At 68.7% G+C, this 3,582-nt stretch carries 3 protein-coding genes; all 3 read left to right on the forward strand.

All coding sequences use genetic code 11. The annotated features are described in order from the left end of the window. Nucleotides 1-141 precede the first annotated feature (141 nt). Genes pgsB through AB0M67_RS41525 form a run of 3 tightly spaced genes read left to right on the forward strand, consistent with a single transcriptional unit; the run spans nt 142 to nt 3,471 of the window. A complete protein-coding gene (gene pgsB, locus AB0M67_RS41515; RefSeq protein WP_365753395.1) occupies nt 142-1,890 on the forward strand; it encodes a poly-gamma-glutamate synthase PgsB in 1,749 nt (582 codons plus the stop codon). After that, the gene (locus AB0M67_RS41520; protein ID WP_365753397.1) at nt 1,887-2,369 is read left to right on the forward strand and encodes a poly-gamma-glutamate biosynthesis protein PgsC/CapC; all 483 of its coding nucleotides are present in this window, start codon (nt 1,887-1,889) and stop codon (nt 2,367-2,369) included. Before pgsB ends, AB0M67_RS41520 begins: the two co-directional genes overlap by 4 nt. Before the next feature lie 28 nt (nt 2,370-2,397). Beyond that, a complete protein-coding gene (locus AB0M67_RS41525; RefSeq protein ID WP_365753399.1) occupies nt 2,398-3,471 on the forward strand; it encodes an NlpC/P60 family protein in 1,074 nt (357 codons plus the stop codon). Nucleotides 3,472-3,582 lie beyond the last annotated feature (111 nt).

Consider the following 3,582-nt stretch of genomic DNA (forward strand, 5'->3'; position numbering starts at 1 on the left):
CGCCGCACCGTCCTCTACCCGCGCCATCACGACGAGGTCGGGGCCATCACACGCTCCCTGGAACTCCTGCGCCAGCAACTCCAGGAGCAGCGCAGGCGCGAAGGCGCGCCACCGGCCCTCGCCGAAAGGATCTGACCGACCGTGCTCTTCCTCTATTTCGTGCTGCTCGTGTGCAGCACGATCCTGTTGGTCGCCGGACTCGTCGAACAGCGACGGCACTTCACCAACCTGAACCGCATCCCCACCCGGGTACTGGTCAACGGCATCCGCGGCAAGTCGTCCATCACCCGGCTGTGCGCGGGCGCGCTGCGCGGCGGCGAGCTGATCACGGTCGCCAAGACCACTGGTACGGCTGCCCGGTTCATCCACCCGGACGCGACCGAGGAGCCCGTCTACCGCAAGTTCGGCATCGCCAATGTGGTGGAGCAGATCGGCATCGTGCGCCGGGCCGCCGCGTACAACCCCGACGCGCTGGTGATCGAGTGCATGGCCGTCATGCCGGCGCTCCAGGAGATCAACCAGTCCAAGCTGATCCGGTCCACGATCGGCGTGCTGTGCAACGTACGTGAGGACCATCTCGCCGAGATGGGTCCGACCCTCGACGACGTGGCGCGCTCGCTCTCCCGCTCCATGCCGGAGGACGGCATCTGTGTCACCGCGGAGAAGGACCGGTTCGCGATCCTCCAGGAGGAGGCCGACGCGCGGAACTGCCAGCTGATCTACGCGGACCCGGAGACGGTCTCCGACGAGGAGCTGCGCGGCTTCAGCTGGTTCACGTTCAAGGAGAACGTGGCCATCGCGCTGAAGGTCGCCGAACTGCTGGGCGTGGAGCGCGAGACCGCGCTCCAGGGGATGTACGACGCGCCGCCGGACCCGGGTGTCCTCTCCGTGGAGCGCTATCTCACGCCGGACGGCAAGCGGCTGCGGTTCGCGAACGTCTTCGCGGCGAACGACCCCGAGTCGACGCTGATGAACATCAACCAGCTGCTCGATCTGGGCGCGATCAACCGTCCGCTCCATGTGGTCATCAACTGCCGTCCCGACCGGGTCGAGCGCAATGGCCAGATGGGCGAGATCATCCCCGAACTCCAGCCGGAGAAGGTCTTCGTCATCGGCCATCCGGCGAAGAGCGCCATCGACGCGATCCCCGCCGACTGGCGCTCGCGCGCGGTCGACCTGGGCGGCGACAAGCGCGATCCCGAGGAGTTCATGCGCGAGCTGCTCGGCATGCTCGGATCCGACTCCTCGCTGGTCGCGATCGGCAATATCCACGGCCAGGGTGAGCTGCTGCTCGAACACCTGGCGGAGCTGCCGCCGGACGAGACGCCGGACCCGGAGGACGGGCCCGCCGAGCCGCCCGCCGGACCGCCCGCCCGCCGGACCGCTCCCGGACAGGCAGCGGAACCGTACGTTCCGGCGCAGGACCAGGGCCAGGCGCAGGGCCAGGGTCAGGTGTCGGACACCGTCGCCATCCCGGTCGTCTCCGCCGACGCCGGCCCAGGGACCGGGACCGGGACCGCCCCGCAGCAGCAACAGCAGCAGCAGCACCCGCGTCACGAAGAGACGATGGCACTGGCCCGCTACGCGCCGCGCCTCGACCCGTTCCAGCCCTACCCGGAGGCGTACGAGCAGCGCTACCAGCAGCGTCCCGCCGCCGGTCCGCCGCGTGAGCGCGGCCTGTTCGAACCGGTCCAGATGCCGGTCCAGAACCCGGAGCAGACGCCGGAGCGGACACAGGACCAGCAGCCGGACCCGTACGACTCCGGCGACCCCGCGCAGCACCACTCCTCGCCCCGCCAGCAGCCGCACCACCCCGAGTACCCACAGCTCCCGCACTCCCCGGACACCTCGCACTCCGTGGCGCCGCAGAACCCAGGAGAACCCCGTTGATCCCCGCAGTCCTCACCCCCGAGATCGCCGCGATCGGCATCGGTCTGGGCCTGATGTTCTCCCTGATCTGCTACCTCACGACCAACCTCTCCCCCGGCGGCATGATCACGCCGGGCTGGCTGGCGCTGACCCTCGTCGAGGACCTCCAGCGCGCCGCCATGGTCGTCGGCGTGACCGTACTGACGTATGTGGCCACGCTGGTCGTGCAGCGCTTCGTGATCCTCTACGGAAAGCGCCTGTTCTCCGCGGTCGTCATGATCGGTGTGCTCCTCCAGGGCACCTTGATGATCGTGCTCTCGCTCGAATTCCCGCTGATGTACGCGAACCAGACGCTCGGCTTCATCGTCCCGGGTCTGATCGCCTACCAGCTCGTACGCCAGCCCAAGGGCGCGACCATCCTCGCCACCGGCACGGTCACGCTCACGGCCTATGTAGTCCTCACCGCCGGCATCCTGCTCGGCGCCCTGCCGTCAGCCTGACCCGCCCATCCACGGGAGCCGATTCGTCATGAGTGCCAAGTCCAAGAAGCGGGGCCGCCCGGTCCTGCATGCCGCGACAGTCCTCGCGCTGCTGGCCGGCAGTGCCTATCTCACCGTTGAACTCCGCAAGGACGAGCAGGCGAAGGCGCCCGCCGTCCAGGCCATCACCGACATCCCCGCGCTGACGTCCGGGAACGGGAGCACGGCCGGCGAGCAGACCTGGGAGCGGCTGCAGAACCCGGCACGCTCGGTGCTGCGCAGCGGCGACGGCGACATCCTCGCCACCTTCACCGACGACGCGCGTACGGCGACCCTGAACGGCCCCAGCCGCACCTTCGACGAGCCCACGAACACCAAGTCCCGGGTGGTCACCGAGAACTGGGTGCGGCTGATGCCGGAGGCGTGGAAGAAGGGCGCCGAGAAGGAGAAGTGGTTCAAGGACTGGTTCAAGGAGTACTACGGCAGCGAGGAGGACGACATCTTCGCGTTCGCCTTCCAGTACGTCGAGGGCGCGCCCATCAAGAAGGACGACGAGGGCGTTCCGTACGCGGGCGACGCGTTCTTCGGGCCGATCGACGAGTCGAATCCCACGAACCGCCTGGAGCAGTCCGACTTCTACGACTACCTCGGTATCCCGTACACCTTCCGGGACGGCACCACCATGCAGCCGGAGCAGCCGAAGTACCGCGCGCTGGACTGCTCGGGCTTCATCCGGACGGTGTTCGGCTATCGCGCCCGCTACCCGCTGATGGGGACCGACAAGGTGGGCGACGGTCTGCCGCGCACCGCCAACGGCATGACGCGCTCGGACGTCGGCGTGGACATCTACAAACTCCAGGGCCCCGCCCCCTGGTACACGCGGCCGGAGTCCACCAGCAAGCTCCAGCCGGGCGACCTGGTGTTCTTCAAGATGGACAAGCGGACCGGGAACCGGATGGACCATGTCGGCCTGTACATGGGCAACGACACCGACGGCCACCAGATCTTCGTCTCCAGCCGCAAAGAGGTCAACGGCCCGACGATCGGCGACCAGGGCGGCACCTCGCGCCTGGACGGCAACGGCTTCTACGCGGGGCTGCTGCGGGCGGCGAAGCGCCTCTGACGTACCGCGGGGGGCGGCACGCCCACCATGTGCGTGAACAGGCTGCGCGAGTGCGTGCGCGCCCGGGTCGGCGTCTCGCGCAGGCCGAACTTCTCCGCGAGCGGCGAGCGG

The sequence above is a fragment of the Streptomyces sp. NPDC051662 genome, assembly GCF_040681655.1.
In the GTDB taxonomy this organism is placed as follows: domain Bacteria; phylum Actinomycetota; class Actinomycetes; order Streptomycetales; family Streptomycetaceae; genus Streptomyces.

Bases quoted from the DNA above. Each gene is read 5' to 3' on its own strand.
- AB0M67_RS41525 (WP_365753399.1), top strand. From the start codon at position 2,398: ATGAGTGCCAAGTCCAAGAAGCGGGGCCGCCCGGTCCTGCATGCCGCG.